We start from the raw sequence: 15,175 nt of genomic DNA, 5'->3' as shown, positions 1-15,175 counted from the left end.
GCGGGGGCGAGGAAAAGCCCTCAGCCCTCCCTCTCGTCCCGCCGCACATCCCTCACCCGGCGCAGGCGGTTGATCGTGACCGGGTCATGAGCCAAGGCCCGCGGCGCGTCCAGGAGGGCGTTCAGGAGCTGGTAGTAGCGGACCGGCGCCAGCCCCAGCTCTTCCCGTATCGCCCGCTCCTTGGCCCCCGGCGACCCCCACCCCCGCCGCTCCAACGCGAGAACGGCAAGCTCCTGGGGTGTCAGCTCCGCGTCTTCCATGCCCAGCACGCTAGCGGAGCCCGGCAAAGGCGCCCCGATAGGGGCGCGGGGAACTGCGCAGTCCTTTAGGGGCGCGGGGAACTGCGCGACCAGCACACCGACCCGCACCCACCAAACCGACCAGCGGAGCTAAGACGCGTTCTCCTCCGCCGCAGCCGCCCTCTGCAGCTGCCCCAGGATCGCCGCCGGGCTGCCCTTCGGGCTGACCGCCTTGCCTATCTGCTGCTTGATGTCCGCGCTGACGGACGCCCAGGACGTCTTGGCCACGGGATACAACTCGGCATTGGGCAACTCGTCGAGGAAACCGGCAAGATCCGCGTCGGACTTGTCCGCGGACATCGCCTCGGACGCCGACGTGGTCACCGGCAGCAGGTCGTACTCGTGCGAGAACTTGAGCACGTTCTTCTCGCTGTAGACGTAGTCGAGGAAGTCCCCGACCTGCTCGGCATGCCCGGGCTGCCTGAACGCCATCATCCAGTCGGCGACGCCCATCGTGGACTTGGACCGCCCGTTGATCCCCGGCATCGGCACCATGCCGAACTTCACGCCCTTCGCGGCGGCCATCTGCATCAGCGTGGGATGGCCGTTCAGCATCCCGACCTCGCCCCGAGTGAACGCAGCAAACGCCTCCGCACGGTTGAGATTCGCGGGCGCGACGGGTCCGGTGAGCCCCTTCTCGACCAGTTTCTCCTTGAGCCAGGTGAAGGTCTGGACGTTCTGCTCGGAGTCGATGCCGTACGACCCGACCGTGTCGGTGTAGCCGTCGCCGCCGCTCAGCAGCCACATCATCGTCTCGGCCTGCGCCTCCTCAGGGCCCAGCGGCAGCGCGTACGGGTACTTCACGCCACGCGACTTGAGGACCGCGGCGTCGGACGCGAGCTGGCTCCAGGTCTGCGGCGGGGTGAGGCCCGCGTCGCTGAAGAGCTCCTTGTTGTAGAAGAGCAGCCGCGTCGAGGAGGCGAACGGCATGCCGTACTGCGTCCGGTCTATCTCTCCCGCCTCGGTGAACCGGGTCACGAAGTCGGCCTGGGTGTTGATGGAGAGCAGGTCATCGGCCTTGTAGAGCTGCCCCTTGGCGGCGTAGTCGGCGTACGCGCCGATCTGCGCCATGTCGGGTGCGTCACCGTCGGCGACCATCTTCTTGACCTTGGCGTCCACCTCGTTCCAGGAGTAGACGCTCACCTCGACCTTGGTCCCGGGGTTCTTCGCCTCGTACGCCTTGGCCAGCTCGTCCCAGTACTGCTGGGAGCTGTTCGCCTTGGAGTCGCCGTAGTCGGCCGCGACCAGTCGCAGCGTGACGTCCCCGGATCCGGAGGAACCGCCACAGCCGCCGAGGGCCGCCGTCATGCCCAGCGCGGACACCACCGCGATCAGACCTGTCACTCGCCGCTGCACCGCTGCCGCCCCACCTTGTCGTCCCGCACGGCTCGTTCACACGTGCGATCTCATGCTTTCGATTCGCAATTTCGCTCTAAGGTCTACACCACGTGAGTGGACTAGACCTCTCACGGGGTAAGGGGCGACACTGTACGCGTGAGACATGTCATCGCCCTAGACGTGGGCGGCACCGGAATGAAGGCCGCCCTCGTGGGGGCGGTCGACGCCGCGCCCTCCGGGGGGACTCCCCCCGTGCTGCACCGGGCCCGTCGCGCCACGGGCCGGGAGCACGGTCCGGACTCGGTCGTCGAGTCGATCCTCGCCTTCGCCGCCGATCTGCGCGCGCACGGCGAGCGCCACTTCGGCGAGCCCGCGGCGGCCGTCGGCGTCGCCGTGCCCGGCATCGTGGACGCCGACCGCGGCATCGCCGCGTACTCGGCCAACCTCGGCTGGCGTGACGTACCCCTGCGGGACCTGCTCAGCGAGCGGCTGGACGGAATCCCGGTCACCCTCGGCCACGACGTGCGCACCGGCGGGCTCGCGGAGGGCCGGATCGGCGCGGGCCAGGGCGCCGACCGCTTCCTGTTCGTGCCGCTCGGCACCGGCATCGCGGGCGCGATCGGCATCGACGGCCGCGTGGAGGCGGGCGCGCACGGCTTCGCCGGCGAGATCGGCCACATCGTCGTACGCCCCGGCGGCACCCCCTGCCCGTGCGGCCAGCGCGGCTGTCTGGAGCGGTTCGCGTCCGCCGCGGCGGTCAGCGAGGCCTGGGCCGAGGCGTCCGGCGACCCGGACGCGGACGCGGCGGACTGCGCGAAGGCCGTCGAGGCCGGGGACCCGCGGGCCCTGGCGGTCTGGCAGGAAGCGGTGGACGCGCTGGCCGACGGGCTCGTCACCGCGCTCACCCTGCTGGACCCGCGCACCCTGATCATCGGTGGCGGTCTCGCCGAAGCCGGGGAAACCTTGTTCACACCGCTACGAGCCGCGGTCGAGCGACGCGTCACCTTCCAGAAACTCCCGACCATCGTCCCCGCCGCACTGGGCGACACGGCCGGCTGCCTGGGCGCGGGCCTCCTGGCCTGGGACCTGCTGAGCACCACTTCCCCTTCCAACCCCGCTTCGGAGGTAACCCCCTGATGACCACTGAGCGCACTTCTCTGGCCGGGGTGCACGACAGCGCCCCTTCAGGGGCGCGGGGCGAGACATCATGCGGCTCCGCCGCGCGGGCGCGACCAACCCCGACCGACCCGCACGTAGTGGTCCTCTCGGGCGCCAACGTCGTACTCCCCACCGGGACGGTGCCCGGCGGCCGCGTCATCGTCGAGGGCACACGGATCGCCGGGAGCGCTCCCGTGGGCGCCCCCATGGTGGACCTGCGAAACCACTGGGTGGTGCCGGGCTTCGTCGACATGCACAACCACGGCGGCGGCGGAGCCTCCTTCACCTCGGGCACGGTCGAGGAGATCCTCAAGGGCATCCACACCCACCGCCTGCACGGCACGACGACCCTCGTCGCCTCCACCGTCACCGGCGACATGGACGGCCTGGCCCACCGCGCCGGACTCCTCTCCGAGCTGGCCGAGCAGGGAGACCTCGCGGGCATCCACTTCGAGGGCCCGTTCATCTCCCCGTGCCGCAAGGGCGCCCACTCCGAGGAGCTGCTGCGCGACCCGGACCCGGCGGAGGTCCGCAAGCTGATCGACGCGGCCCGCGGCCGGGCCAGCATGGTCACGCTCGCCACCGAACTGCCGGGCGGCATCGACTCCGTACGCCTCCTCGCCGAGCACGGCGTCATCGCGGCGATCGGCCACACGGACGCCACGTACGAGCAGACGGTGGAGGCCATCGACGCGGGAGCGACCGTGGCGACGCACCTCTTCAACGCGATGCCCACGCTCGGGCACCGCTCCCCCGGCCCGATCGCCGCCCTCCTCGAGGACGAGCGGATCACGGTCGAGCTGATCAACGACGGTGTCCATCTCCACCCGGCCTCCCTGCAGCTGGCGTTCCATCACGCGGGCGGCGACCGAGTGGCGTTCATCACGGACGCGATGGACGCGGCGGGCTTCGGCGACGGGCGGTACATGCTCGGCCCGCTGGAGGTCGAGGTCAGCGAGGGTGTGGCGCGGCTCGTGGAGGGCGGTTCGATCGCGGGCTCCACGCTCACGCTGGACCGGGCCTTCAAGCGGGCGGTGACCGTGGACCGGCTGCCGATCGAGGACGTCGTCTCGGCCATCGCGGGCAATCCGGCCAGGTCACTGGGCCTGTACGACCGGGTGGGCTCGCTGGAGCCGGGCAAGGACGCGGACCTGGTGGTGCTGGACGCCGACTTCGAGCTCAAGGGCGTGATGCGCCGGGGCGAATGGGTGGTCGATCCCCAACTGGGGTGATTCACACCCGTGTTGCCGTACGGCGGTTGGCCCTCAGGACTGGGCCGACCGCCGTTCCCTTTGGCATGATCGGGCCTCCGGAACAACCGGCAAGCGCGTTCCACGCGTCCACTTGACGAATCTCTTCGAGGGAGGCCGGACCAGGTGATCCTCACGGTCACGCTGAACACCGCTCTCGACATCACCTATCGCGTACGGGGTCTGCGACCGCACACCTCGCACCGCGTCACCGAGGTGATCGAACGGCCGGGCGGAAAGGGCCTGAACGTGGCCCGGGTGCTCGCCGCCCTCGGCCACGAGGTCACCGTGACGGGCTTCGTGGGCGGTGCGACCGGGCGGGCGGTCCAGGAGCAGCTCACGCACACAGCGGGTGTCGTGGACGCGCTGGTCCCGGTGGCCGGCCCGACCCGTCGCACGATCGCGGTGGCCGACACGGCGACCGGTGACACGACTCAACTCAACGAGCCGGGCCCCTCGGTCACCCCCGCCGAGTGGTCCGCCTTCCAGGAGGCGTACGAGGTTCTGCTGCGCTCCGCTTCGGCGGTGGCCCTGTGCGGCAGTCTGCCGCCCGGGGTGCCGGTCGGGGCGTATGCCCAACTCGTGCGCACCGCCCGGGCGTTGGCGGTTCCGGTGCTGCTCGACACGAGCGGAGAGCCGTTGCGGCGGGGGCTCGCCGCACGGCCCGACATCCTGAAGCCGAACGCGGACGAACTGGCCGAGCTGACCGGCTCGCACGACCCTTCGCAGGCCACCCGGGACGCCCGCCGGCGCGGGGCGCACTCGGTCGTGGCGTCGCTGGGGGCGGAGGGGCTGCTGGCCCGTACGCCGGACGGGGACTGGCGTGCCGCTCCGCCGCGGGCCGTACGCGGCAATCCCACGGGTGCGGGTGACTCCGTGGTGGCGGGGCTGCTGTCGGGGCTGGTGGAGCGGTTGCCCTGGCCGGAGCGGCTCTCCCGGGCGGTCGCCTTGTCCGCGGCGACCGTACTGGCGCCGGTGGCGGGGGAGTTCGACCGGTCGGCGTACGAGGAACTGGTGAACCACGTGACCGTGGACCTTTTCCAACGTCAGGTCGAGACGCGGTGACCGCCAAGTGCCCGGCCACGCCGCACATTTGACGCACATTTGGCATCACGCGTCACGTCATGAACTCGTACAACTGTGCGCCCCTGAGTTAGCATCGCAAAGCGAGTTGATCAAGGAAAGAGGAGCTTTGTATGAGCGTGCTCAGGAAGAGTCTGACGCTGACGGCCGTGGCCGGTGCGCTGCTGGGCGGCACATTCGTCACACCGGCCGCGGCTGCTGATCCCAACACCTGTCCGAAGGGATACGCGTGTGGCTGGACGGGAGCGAACAGGACCGGTGAGAGGCACGTCAACTCCCTGACACCCGGCTGCTACCCCCTCGAAAGGGTCAACCGGTCCGTCTCGAACCAGACGTCCTATCGCGTGGAGCTCTGGCACGTCTCCGGCGGCTGCGGCAGCGGCACCAAGCTGGCCACTCTGAAGCCGGGCACCTACGCGGACAACCCCGGCGCCGTCACCGGGATCGCGGTCTACAAGATCTAGTGCCGCGGCCTTCACATCGAGGGCCGATCCCGATGTACCTCCCTGAGGTACATCCCCGAGGTACGTCGACGGTGCTTCGCCCGTGACAGGCGAAGCACCGCGCTTCACGAAAGGGCGAGGTCGAGCCTCTCCGTCTTTCGTCCTCTGCTACTTCCAGCCGCTTTCGAGCCACAGCTGATCGACGTTGACGTCACACTGGTTGCCCGTCTCGCAGGAAAGCTTGACGACGTTGGTGCCCTTGTTCAGCTGGACATTGGCCCACGTCTGCGTCCAGCCCTTCTCGTAGTCGCCCTCGGCGGCCTTGGCGAAGTTCGCCAGGTTGAGCGGGCGGCCCTGCGCCTTGCCGTTGATCGTGAGCGTGGCGTCGGCGTCCTTGCCCGGCACGCCGTAGTTGACGTACAGCGTGTACTTGCCGCTCTTGGGAATCTCGTTCATGCTCCAGGCGACCGACGCGCCGACCTGGTTGAAGCCCGCCACATAGACACCCCCGGCAGACTTCGCGCCCGCGATGTCGGACGCCGTGGTCGTGCCGCCCTCCAGCTTCAGGGCCTTCGCGTCGATCTCCGGCAGGTCCGCCGGGTCCGCGGCCGGCTTCGACGCCTCCTTGCTCGGCTCGGCGCTGTCGGCGGCCGACGGGGTCGAGCCCGCCGCGTCGCCGCCCTTGTCGTCGTCCGAGCCGTCGCCGCCGAGCATCGCGATGCCGATGCCGATCACGACGGCCGCCACGACGGCGACGGCACCGATCAGCAGACCCTTGGTGTTGGGACCGCGGCCCCGACCGCCGCCACCGCCACCGCGGCCGTGGTCGGGCATCGGCTGGTACGTGGTGGGCTCGCCGCCGGTGAAGGCCTCGGGCCCCGAGTGGTTCCCGTTCGGCTGGCCGTACGTCCCCTGCTGCTGGGGCACCTGCCCGTACTGCGCGGTGGGGGCGGTCGGCGCGGCGGACTGGCCGTACTGGCGCTCGCCCACCGGCCGGACCCTGTTGACCGAGCCGGGGTAGCCGTAGCCACCTCCGCCGCTCGGCGGCTGGGCTCCGGCGGCCTGCCCGTCGGCGTACAGATAGCCGAACGGGTCGTCGTCCTCGGGCGTGCTCGCGCCGTTGTTGCCGGGCGTCATCCCTAGGTCTCCTAGCGGGTGCGGTTCAGATGCGGTACGGGGGATCGAAAGGCGAGCCTACCCGCTCCCGCTGCCCCAAACGGGTGACTCAGCTCGCATCGCATCGCTGACCTGGGGATCAGCCCGCACGCCTGTGCGCTTTGGGACGAGACCGTTTCTCTATGTACATCCGCTCGTCGGCGGACTGCAAGACTTCGTCCGCCGTCATGCCGCAGTGTGCCCACCCGATACCGAAGCTGGCGCCGACCCGCATGGCCCGGCCGTCGACCCTGATGGGCTGGATGATCTCGTTGCGCAGGCGTACCGCGAGGTCCTGCGCGTCGGCGCGGCCGAGGCCGTCGGCGAGCACCACGAACTCGTCTCCGCCGAGCCGCGCGACCGTGTCCCCGTCGCGCACCGCGCCGCCGAGCCGCCGGGCCACCTCGATCAGCACCGCGTCGCCGGCGTTGTGCCCGAAGCGGTCGTTGATCGACTTGAAGCCGTCCAGGTCGCAGAAGAGGACCGCGAGGCCCTTCGTCCCGTCGTCCCGCTCGCCCTCCGGGGCGACGGTGTGCACATGGTGGTCGTAGGCGTCGAACGCCTCGGAGCCCGACCGGTAGTCGAAGCCGTGTCCGTTCGCGTCGTACACGCCGACCGCGGTGTGCTCGGCCGGCCCGTACCCGTACGCGGCGTCGATGGTGTCGACATCGCCGGGCTCGATCGCCGCGGGCCGGGCGCACAGCCGGGCGCCGAGCCGGGAGCGCAGTTCGGCGGAGTTGGGCAGGCCGGTGAGCGAGTCGTGCGAGGCCCGGTGGGCGAGTTGCAGCTCGCGGCGCTTGCGGTCCTCGATGTCCTCGACGTGGGTGAGCAGGAACCGCGGCCCGTCGGCGGCGTCCGCGACCACGCTGTTGCGCAGCGACACCCAGAGGTACGTACCGTCGCGGCGACAGAGTCTCAGTTCGGCGCGCCCGCCCTCGGCGGAGGTCCGCAGCAGGGTGCCGATGTCCTCGGGGTGGACGAGGTCGGAGAAGGAGTAGCGGCGCATCGAGGAGGCGGGCCGGCCCAGGAGGCGGCACAGGGCGTCGTTCGTGCGCAGGATCCGGCCGTGCTGGTCGCCGCCCATCTCGGCGATGGCCATGCCGGACGGGGCGTACTCGAAGGCCTGCCGGAAGCTCTCCTCGCTGGCGCGCAGCGCCTGTTGCTCCCGCTCCAGGCGGACGAGCGCGCGCTGCATGTTGGCTCGTAGACGCGCGTTGCTGATGGCGATGGCGGCCTGGAACGCGTACATCTGCAGGGCCTCGCGGCCCCAGGCGCCGGGGTGCCTGCCGTTGCGCGGCCGGTCCACGGACAGGACGCCGATCAGCTCGCCGCAGGAGCCGCCGGGGACTCCCGGGGTGTACATGGGCGCGAAGAGACGGTCGGCGGGGTGCCACTCGTCCTCGAAGCGCGGCGCGGGCCCGTCGGTGTACCACTGCGGGACGTCGTCCTCGTCGAGGACCCAGCCCTCCGTGTGCGGTATGAAGCGCAGATCGCCCCACGCCTCGCCCATGGTGAGCCGGCGCTCCCAGGAGGTGCGGGAGCCGACACGTCCGGTGATGAGCGCCTCGGCCGCGGAGTTCCCGGCGAGGGCGGCGACCACGAGGTCACCGTCGGGCTGTACGAGGTTGACGCAGGCGAGTTCGTAGCCGAGGCCGGTCACGACACCGTCGGCGACGGTCTGCAGTGTGTCGGCCAGGCTGCGGGCCGTGTTCATGTCCGCCATGACCTGATGCAGCTGCCGCAGGGTCGCAAGACGGACGTACGGCTCCGACTCGGTCTCCATGCTCGCTCTCCCCGAGACGCTCGACAGCAACTCCAGAGTTATCCAGGCTTCTCGTCGGTACTCATCGCCTACTGATCGACCACTGGTCGACTACCGGTCGCCCACTGGTCACTCTCCGGCCGCTCACCGGCCGGTCCCACTGATCGCCTACTGCTCGCAGCGTCCCCGCCACTGAATCACAGCGCGCTGCCCACTCGGTACACAGGGTCAACAAAATATGGCACCTGTGACTCAAGTCACAGGTGAAGATGAACAATTGAGTAGAGTTTCTGTGTTTTCGCGGTGCGTTTACTGAACGCAAATTGGTGGGAGATGTGCGCGCGCCTGATAGGAGGCACAAGTCACACTCCTTCCTCGGTCCTAGGACCCGGTTCGGCCCATGGCCCGATGTGTCGTTCGGAGGCCGGAGAATAGCGTCTTCTTGTGCTGAACACTCCCTCTGCCGCCCCTTCCGCCCCGCCCGTGCATGCTGAGGGGGTGAGCAACGACGAGTTCCGCGCCGCCATGTCCCGGCTGGCCGCGGGTGTGGTCCTGGTGACCGCGCACGAGCCGCAGCCGGACCCGGACGGCCCGAGCGGCGAGGACGTCGGCATGACGGCGACCTCCTTCATGTCCGTGTCCCTGGACCCGCCCCTCGTCATGGTCGGCCTGCGCGAGGGCTCCCGCATGGACGACCTGCTCGACGAACAGCCCATGTGGGCCGTCTCCGTCCTCGCCGAGAACCAGCGCCAGATCGCGGGCCGCTTCGCCATGAAGGGCCGTATCTCCGACCGTCTCCTCTTCGAGGACCTCCTGTGGGTACGCGGTGAGGTGTCCGGGGCCCCGCTGATCGGCGGCGCCCTGGCGACCCTGGAGTGCCGGACCGAACAGCGGGTGACGGCCGGGGACCACACCCTGGTCATCGGCCGGGTCCTGACGTCCTCGGCACCGAACACGGAGAGCGGACCGCTGACGTACTTCCGGGGCCGGTACGGGCAGTTGGGATAGCGGTGGTCGGGGTGGGGGTGACCGCGGTCGGGGTGGCGGCGACAGAGGTGTCCGTGGCAAAGGTGTCGGCGGTCCGCCTCACCCTTCCAGGAAGGTGACGTCGAGCCCGGCCAGCCGCTCCGGCTCCCGGACGATGTCGATCACCGCGATCCGGCCGTGTACGACTGTGAACGACAGCACGCTGACCAGGCGCCCGTCCACGAGGCCCACGACGCCGACGGCCCCGTTGACGAGGGCGGGCCGCCCGACCGCGGCGAGCCGCCCGAACGCGATCGCGCCGGATGCCACGGCCGCCGCGCCGGTCGTCACCCCGGCCCCGGACCGTGCCACCACATCCGGGTCGAGCACCGCGACGAGACCGTCGAAGTCACCGTCGCGCGCGGCGGCCAGGAACGCGTCCACGACCTCCCGCCGCCGGTCGCGATCGCCCTCGGACGCGGGCGCGCCACCCTGGACCCGGCGCCGCGCCCGGCCGGCGAGCTGACGGGTCGCGGCCGGCGAGCACCCCACCACGGTCGCGACCTCGTCGAAGGGCACGGCGAACAGGTCGTGCAGCACGAAGGCGAGCCGCTCGGCCGGGCTCAGCGTCTCCAGTACGACGAGCAGGGCGAGGCCCACCGAGTCGGCGAGCAGCGCCTCCTGCTCGGGGTCGGCCCCGCCGACGGGCGCGAGGACGGGCTCCGGCATCCGTACGCCCGGCTGCTCGTCCAGCGGCTCCTCGCGGCGCGTCCGGCGGGAGCGCAGCATGTCGAGACAGATGCGGCCGACTGCGGTCGTCAGCCGGCCGCCCAGGTTCTCGACCGCCCCGGCGTCCGACCGGCTGAGCCGGAGCCAGGCCTCCTGAACGGCGTCGTCGGCCTCGTCGAACGAACCGAGCATGCGATGGGCGACGGCCCGCAGACGGGCCCGGTGCGTTTCGAACCGCAGGGCGAGAATTTCGGTACCGCCGCCGCTCCCCGAGCCGTTCCATTTGCCTTGCGGCCCGACTTCTGACTTTCCTTCAGCCTTTTCTTCCGGCGTCAGGAATTCGTCCCCGCTCATGCGCCGCATCTCCTCCGCCACTGCTGTTCCGCGCGCTTGCGCGGCCCGTCGAGGAGTAGACGGACGGCGGAAGGCGGATGTGACAGAGAACGCGGATGTGACAGAGAACTCGGACTCTCAGGTCCAGTCGCGCCCGGAGCGTCCCCGCTTCATGTCGCCGCGCTGCTTCTTCTCACGCAGCCGGCGCTCGTTGATCCCGCGGGGGATCCGGGTGGCGCGGCGGGCCCTCGGCGGCGGGGCGGTCGCCTCGGCGAGCAGGGAGGCGAGCCGGACGGCCGCGGTCTCGCGGTTGCGCCACTGGGAGCGGTGCTCGGAGGAACGCACGCTGACGACGCCGTCGACGAGCCGCCCGGCCAGCTTGGCGAGGGCACGCTCCTTCCACACCGGCGGCAGCGCCTCCGTCTTCGCCAGGTCGAAGCGCAGTTCGACCTGGGAGTCGGAGGTGTTGACGTGCTGCCCGCCCGGCCCGGAGGACCGCGAGAAACGCCACATGAGCTCGGCCTCGGGCAGCGAGACGGAGCCACGGATGACGTAGGGACCGGACATGCCCCCATGGTCCCTTGTCTGTCCGGTCCACGTCACCCGTTTTTCGGCGCGCCGCCACACCCCTCCGCGAGACTAGGTAAAGAAAGTAAAGAGGTGCGGAACCCTGGGGACCCCCTTCGGCGTTCATAGGGGTGCCGGTAGCTTCGTCCCGTACGAAGCCCGACGCGCAGGACCGCAGGACAGCACAATCGCAGGACCGCACGACCCGTACGTACGTCAAACGAGGGAAGGACTCCCAACAATGGCTGTAAGCCTGTCCAAGGGTGGCAACGTCTCGCTCACCAAGGAGGCTCCGGGCCTGACCGCCGTCACCGTGGGCCTCGGCTGGGACGTCCGCACCACCACGGGAACCGACTTCGACCTGGATGCCTCGGCCATCGCGGTCAACCCCCAGGGGAAGGTCTACTCGGACGGACACTTCGTCTTCTTCAACAACAAGCAGACCCCGGACCAGACCATCGTCCACACCGGCGACAACCGCTCGGGCGAAGGCGAGGGCGACGACGAGGCGATCAACGTCAACCTGGCCGGCCTCCCGGCCGACGTCGACAAGATCGTCTTCCCGGTCTCCATCTACGACGCGGAGACCCGCTCGCAGAACTTCGGCCAGGTCCGCAACGCGTACATCCGCATCGTCAACCAGGCCGGCGGCACCGAGATCGCCCGCTACGACCTCTCGGAGGACGCGGCCACGGAGACGGCCATGGTCTTCGGCGAGCTGTACCGCAACGGCGCGGAGTGGAAGTTCCGCGCGGTGGGCCAGGGCTACGCGTCCGGCCTGACGGGCATCGCCCAGGACTTCGGCGTCAACGTCTGACAGCCGAACCCGCCTGAGCAACACAGCGGAGGAGCCCCCGATCCGGTACGCCGGACCGGGGGCTCCTCCGCGTCCGCACCCCCACTCACCCACCCTCGCCCGGCTAACCTGCCGCGGGTGATCATCGAACCCCTGGCCCTCACGCCGGACCACGACCTCCCGGGCCCCCTCCTCACCGAACTCACCGCGCTCTACGCGTCGAACCACGAGTTCTACGCCCTGAGCGGCGACTTCCCGGACCCGCACGACATCCGCCCGGAGCAGGTGGCGGCGGCGCTGGCCGACGAACTGGCGAACCCGGACGTGGACGTCTTACTGGCCCGCAGCGCCGGACAGCTCGTCGCCGTAGCGATCACCCTCGCCCGCCACCCGGATCCGGCCGACCCGGATCCCTGGATCGGCCTGCTGCTGGTGGCGGCGGAAGAACAGGGCAGGGGATACGGCAGACAACTGGCGACCCACATCGAGGACCGCTTCCGCGAGGCGGGCCGGGACGCCGTACGCCTGGCCGCCCTCGACAACAACCCCGAGGCCCTCGCCTTCTGGACGACCATCGGCTACGAGACCATCGGCCACCGCAAGGACCGCCAACGGGGCCGCCCCTGCGCGGTACTGCGCAAGATCCTCCGCTAGAGAGCCGCAGACTCCCCCGCCCTCCGACTCCCTCGACTCCCTCGAACGATGTAGCCGCAACTCGTCCACACGGCCGACGCCCCGCTGACCTGGTGATTCCTACGATGAGACGCATCCAGTCCGGGCCTGCGTGCAGGCAACCGGCGCATCGGAGCGTCTCGGGGAAGCGAGTCCACCAGTGAGTCCTGCCGCCAAGAACCTGGCCGAAGGTTCCGCGACCCTTCTCGCCGGCCTGGCGCTGAAACTGTTCGCCGACGGAGTGGAGATCTCGTTCGTCTCCCTCCCCAAGGCCGGGGTGGTCATGATGGTCATCGGCGGGGTCCAGACACTCTTCGGCCTGTTCCAGGCGACACGGACGAGCAGCGCGAGGGGCTGACCGAGCTCGCCCCTCAGGGCCGGTCCGGCTTGCCTTCCCCGTAGAGCCAGTCAGCCCAGATCCGGGAGAAATCCTTGCCCGGCGCCTTCTTCTCCACGTACGCCGTGAAGTCGTCGGTGTCCGCGTTGCCATGCCGACGGGCGGCGGCCCAGCCCTGGACGATGTCGTAGAAGGTGTCGTCGCCAACGGCCTGGCGGATCTTGTGGAGCACCATCCCGCCCCGCTCGTACACGGGACTGTCGGAGATACGAGCCGCACTCGGCGGCTTCGCGGGCGGGAAGGCCCAGACGGCGTCGTTGTCTTCCTTGCTGTCGAAGTAGTCGCCCTCGTACAGGGCATCGAAGACGTCCTGGGCCGAGTCACCCCCGTGGTCCTCCGCCCACAGCCACTCGGCATACGTGGCGAAGCCCTCGTTCAGCCACATGTCCCGCCAGGTCTTCGGGGTGACGGAGTTCCCGTACCACTGGTGGGCCAGCTCATGGACGAGCAGCTCGACGCTCGGGGCACCGGGAAACACGGGCCGGTTCTGCGTCTCCAGCGCATACCCGGCGTCGTCCTCCCGCTCGACGATCGCCCCCACGGACGAGAACGGATACGGCCCGAAATTCAGCTCGGCCCACTCCATGACCTCAGGAATACGACCGAGCACCTCACGGCTCTCCTTCGCCTGACCGGGATCCACGGCCACGTACACCGGCAGCCCGTGCGGCCCCTTCGACCGCCGCACCTCGTACTCCCCCACGGCAACCGTCGCCACGTACGAGGCCATCGGCTCCCCCACGTGCCAGACGAACGAGGTCCGCCCCCGCCTGGTCACCTCACTCCGCAACTCCCCGTTCGACACGGCTTTCAGCCCCTCGGGCACGGTGACCGTGATGTCGTACGTGGCCTTGTCGCTCGGATGATGGTTGCCGGGGAACCAGGCCATGGACCCGGTCGGCTCCCCCAGCCCGAGGGCCCCGTCCTCCGTCCGCAGCCAGCCCTCCTCCGAACCGTCCGGATCGGTGATCGTCTCGGGCGAACCGGAGTAACGGACAACGGTGGTGAACACGGCCCCTTCATCAAGATCATCACGAGGCCGGACGACCAACTCCTGTCCCCCACTGCGGTTGAAGCGCGCCGCCTTCCCCGCCACCTCCACCGACTCGACCTTCATCCCCTTGAAATCAAGATCGAACGCACTCAGATCCTGCTCCGCCCGAGCCGTGATCTCCGCCTTCCCCGTCAACTGCCGCGCCTTGGGCCCGTAGTCGAGGGTCAGCCCGTAATGGGTGACGTCGTACCCCCCATTTCCAGCCTTGGGGAAGTACGGATCCCGCACCCCGGACGCACCCGCAGTCCCCCTCACCCCTCCGTCACAGCCGACGAGGGCGAGCACGAGCAGAACGGCGACGGTCGCTGGACCAACGGGCACAGATCGGGGCACGACGGTGATCCTAAGACGACATGACACCATCACCCACGTGCTCGACATCGGCTACGCCCTCTCCGCCCGGTTCCCGGACCCCCCGCAGACCGACTACCGCCGCGCGGACGTCCACGCCCTCCGCCACGACCTCTTCTGCGGGGACGTCTACCTCGCCGACACGAAGGCGGACCGCGAGCTGTCCACAGGCTGGGGATGGGTGCCCGTACTCGACTTCGCGTGGGCGCTGTGCGACATCGTCGAGCAACTCGACGAGGACCCCCTCGGCAGCCGCGCCTCCCGCCCCCAGCGGGCCGAACTCGACTTCACCGAGTCCACCGACCGCATGCTCTTCGAGCGCCGCTTCGGCTGGGTCGACATCGAGTCCGACTGGATGCCCGGCGACGAGCCCCCGCTCACCTTCTCCCACGCCGAACTGCGCCGCGAGGCCCGCGACTTCCTCCACGACCTCCTGGCGGACCTGACCGACCTCCACGAGGCGCTCCGCGAAAACCCGGCGATCTGGAGTCTTGAGGCCCGCTTCCCCAGGTTGCCCTGACTCAGCGTGCCTCCCCTGGGGGCTCCGCCCCCAGACCCCCGCATCGGCCTGAACGGCCTCGTCCTCAAACGCCGGACGGGCTGAGTGTGCGCGACCACACCCCAAACGTGCCCAACGACACCCGAAGCCACAGCCGGACCACAACGCAAGCCGTCCCCTTCCGCCCCCGGAGACGGAATCGGGGACGGGGGACACCCGCGGCCGAATACGCACGGGAGCGGAGACAGGGATGGGGACGCAGCCGACAACGCACGGGGGCAGTGACCAGAACGGCACCCGCGGCCGACAACACACGTAAGCGG

At 70.0% G+C, this 15,175-nt stretch carries 16 protein-coding genes; 9 read left to right on the top strand and 7 right to left on the bottom strand.

Annotation, left to right across the window (positions count from 1 at the left end; all coding sequences use genetic code 11):
- Positions 1-20: 20 nt before the first annotated feature.
- Both AOK17_RS40190 and AOK17_RS40185 read right to left on the bottom strand, forming a co-directional pair.
- Positions 21-260, bottom strand: coding sequence for a DUF3263 domain-containing protein (locus AOK17_RS40190; protein ID WP_055617578.1), 240 nt, complete (start codon positions 258-260; stop codon positions 21-23).
- 129 nt (positions 261-389) lie between these two features.
- Positions 390-1,655, bottom strand: coding sequence for an ABC transporter substrate-binding protein (locus AOK17_RS40185; RefSeq protein ID WP_245697670.1), 1,266 nt, complete (start codon positions 1,653-1,655; stop codon positions 390-392).
- 138 nt (positions 1,656-1,793) lie between these two features.
- Between AOK17_RS40185 and AOK17_RS40180 the strand changes: the two genes are divergently transcribed.
- The 4 genes from AOK17_RS40180 (at position 1,794) to AOK17_RS40165 (ending at position 5,592) form a co-directional block, all read left to right on the top strand.
- Entirely contained in the window at positions 1,794-2,774 is a 981-nt protein-coding gene (locus AOK17_RS40180; protein ID WP_079053553.1) for an ROK family protein, read from the top strand.
- Positions 2,774-4,027 carry an N-acetylglucosamine-6-phosphate deacetylase gene (nagA, locus tag AOK17_RS40175; RefSeq protein ID WP_079053552.1) on the top strand — a complete coding sequence of 418 codons (1,254 nt, stop codon included), beginning with the start codon at positions 2,774-2,776 and terminating at the stop codon, positions 4,025-4,027. Before AOK17_RS40180 ends, nagA begins: the two co-directional genes overlap by 1 nt.
- A 144-nt stretch (positions 4,028-4,171) precedes the next feature.
- On the top strand, positions 4,172-5,110 hold the full coding sequence (locus AOK17_RS40170; protein ID WP_055617573.1) for a 1-phosphofructokinase family hexose kinase: 939 nt from the start codon (positions 4,172-4,174) through the stop codon (positions 5,108-5,110).
- A 131-nt stretch (positions 5,111-5,241) separates the two neighbouring features.
- Entirely contained in the window at positions 5,242-5,592 is a 351-nt protein-coding gene (locus tag AOK17_RS40165) for a peptidase inhibitor family I36 protein (protein ID WP_055617572.1), read from the top strand.
- Positions 5,593-5,739: 147 nt separating this feature from the next.
- Here AOK17_RS40165 and AOK17_RS40160 read toward each other — a convergent pair whose 3' ends face one another.
- Together AOK17_RS40160 and cdgB are read right to left on the bottom strand one after the other, a co-directional pair.
- Complete coding sequence (locus AOK17_RS40160) at positions 5,740-6,708, bottom strand: carbohydrate-binding protein (RefSeq protein ID WP_055617571.1); 969 nt, start codon at positions 6,706-6,708, stop codon at positions 5,740-5,742.
- 118 nt (positions 6,709-6,826) lie between these two features.
- Positions 6,827-8,509: a diguanylate cyclase CdgB gene (gene cdgB / locus AOK17_RS40155; protein WP_055617570.1), complete on the bottom strand. Its 1,683-nt coding sequence runs from the start codon at positions 8,507-8,509 to the stop codon at positions 6,827-6,829.
- 423 nt (positions 8,510-8,932) lie between these two features.
- Here cdgB and AOK17_RS40150 point away from each other — a divergent pair, with 423 nt between their 5' ends.
- Complete coding sequence (locus tag AOK17_RS40150; protein ID WP_079053551.1) at positions 8,933-9,496, top strand: flavin reductase family protein; 564 nt, start codon at positions 8,933-8,935, stop codon at positions 9,494-9,496.
- Between the two features lie 78 nt (positions 9,497-9,574).
- Here the strand turns inward: AOK17_RS40150 and AOK17_RS40145 are convergent, their stop codons facing one another.
- Both AOK17_RS40145 and arfB read right to left on the bottom strand, forming a co-directional pair.
- Positions 9,575-10,537, bottom strand: a complete 963-nt coding sequence (locus AOK17_RS40145) for a sigma-70 family RNA polymerase sigma factor (RefSeq protein ID WP_079053554.1) — start codon at positions 10,535-10,537, stop codon at positions 9,575-9,577.
- A gap of 117 nt (positions 10,538-10,654) precedes the next feature.
- Positions 10,655-11,083, bottom strand: a complete 429-nt coding sequence (gene arfB / locus AOK17_RS40140; RefSeq protein ID WP_055617568.1) for an alternative ribosome rescue aminoacyl-tRNA hydrolase ArfB — start codon at positions 11,081-11,083, stop codon at positions 10,655-10,657.
- Positions 11,084-11,324: 241 nt separating this feature from the next.
- Between arfB and AOK17_RS40135 the strand changes: the two genes are divergently transcribed.
- The 3 genes from AOK17_RS40135 to AOK17_RS40125 all read left to right on the top strand — a co-directional run bounded on the left by AOK17_RS40135 (position 11,325) and on the right by AOK17_RS40125 (position 12,909).
- Positions 11,325-11,900, top strand: a complete 576-nt coding sequence (locus AOK17_RS40135; RefSeq protein ID WP_055617567.1) for a TerD family protein — start codon at positions 11,325-11,327, stop codon at positions 11,898-11,900.
- A 117-nt stretch (positions 11,901-12,017) separates the two neighbouring features.
- Positions 12,018-12,533: a GNAT family N-acetyltransferase gene (locus tag AOK17_RS40130; protein ID WP_055617566.1), complete on the top strand. Its 516-nt coding sequence runs from the start codon at positions 12,018-12,020 to the stop codon at positions 12,531-12,533.
- 178 nt (positions 12,534-12,711) lie between these two features.
- Complete coding sequence (locus tag AOK17_RS40125) at positions 12,712-12,909, top strand: DUF5708 family protein (protein WP_055617565.1); 198 nt, start codon at positions 12,712-12,714, stop codon at positions 12,907-12,909.
- A 13-nt stretch (positions 12,910-12,922) separates the two neighbouring features.
- Here AOK17_RS40125 and AOK17_RS40120 read toward each other — a convergent pair whose 3' ends face one another.
- The gene (locus AOK17_RS40120; RefSeq protein WP_055617564.1) at positions 12,923-14,335 is read right to left on the bottom strand and encodes a M1 family metallopeptidase; all 1,413 of its coding nucleotides are present in this window, start codon (positions 14,333-14,335) and stop codon (positions 12,923-12,925) included.
- A gap of 37 nt (positions 14,336-14,372) precedes the next feature.
- On the opposite strand from AOK17_RS40120, the gene AOK17_RS40115 reads away from it, so the two are divergent.
- Complete coding sequence (locus AOK17_RS40115; RefSeq protein ID WP_055617563.1) at positions 14,373-14,873, top strand: hypothetical protein; 501 nt, start codon at positions 14,373-14,375, stop codon at positions 14,871-14,873.
- Positions 14,874-15,175 lie beyond the last annotated feature (302 nt).

The organism is Streptomyces phaeochromogenes (genome assembly GCF_001418655.1).
Classification (GTDB): Bacteria; Actinomycetota; Actinomycetes; order Streptomycetales; family Streptomycetaceae; genus Streptomyces; species Streptomyces phaeochromogenes.
This window is presented reverse-complemented; position numbering and strand designations above follow the sequence as displayed.

Excerpts from the sequence above, each read along its gene's own strand:
- arfB (WP_055617568.1), bottom strand. The coding sequence starts at position 11,083 with ATGTCCGGTCCCTACGTCATCCGTGGCTCCGTCTCGCTGCCCGAGGCC.
- AOK17_RS40135 (WP_055617567.1), top strand. The coding sequence starts at position 11,325 with ATGGCTGTAAGCCTGTCCAAGGGTGGCAACGTCTCGCTCACCAAGGAG.
- cdgB (WP_055617570.1), bottom strand. The coding sequence starts at position 8,509 with ATGGAGACCGAGTCGGAGCCGTACGTCCGTCTTGCGACCCTGCGGCAG.
- nagA (WP_079053552.1), top strand. The coding sequence starts at position 2,774 with ATGACCACTGAGCGCACTTCTCTGGCCGGGGTGCACGACAGCGCCCCT.
- AOK17_RS40160 (WP_055617571.1), bottom strand. The coding sequence starts at position 6,708 with ATGACGCCCGGCAACAACGGCGCGAGCACGCCCGAGGACGACGACCCG.
- AOK17_RS40165 (WP_055617572.1), top strand. The coding sequence starts at position 5,242 with ATGAGCGTGCTCAGGAAGAGTCTGACGCTGACGGCCGTGGCCGGTGCG.
- AOK17_RS40145 (WP_079053554.1), bottom strand. The coding sequence starts at position 10,537 with ATGAGCGGGGACGAATTCCTGACGCCGGAAGAAAAGGCTGAAGGAAAG.
- AOK17_RS40190 (WP_055617578.1), bottom strand. The coding sequence starts at position 260 with ATGGAAGACGCGGAGCTGACACCCCAGGAGCTTGCCGTTCTCGCGTTG.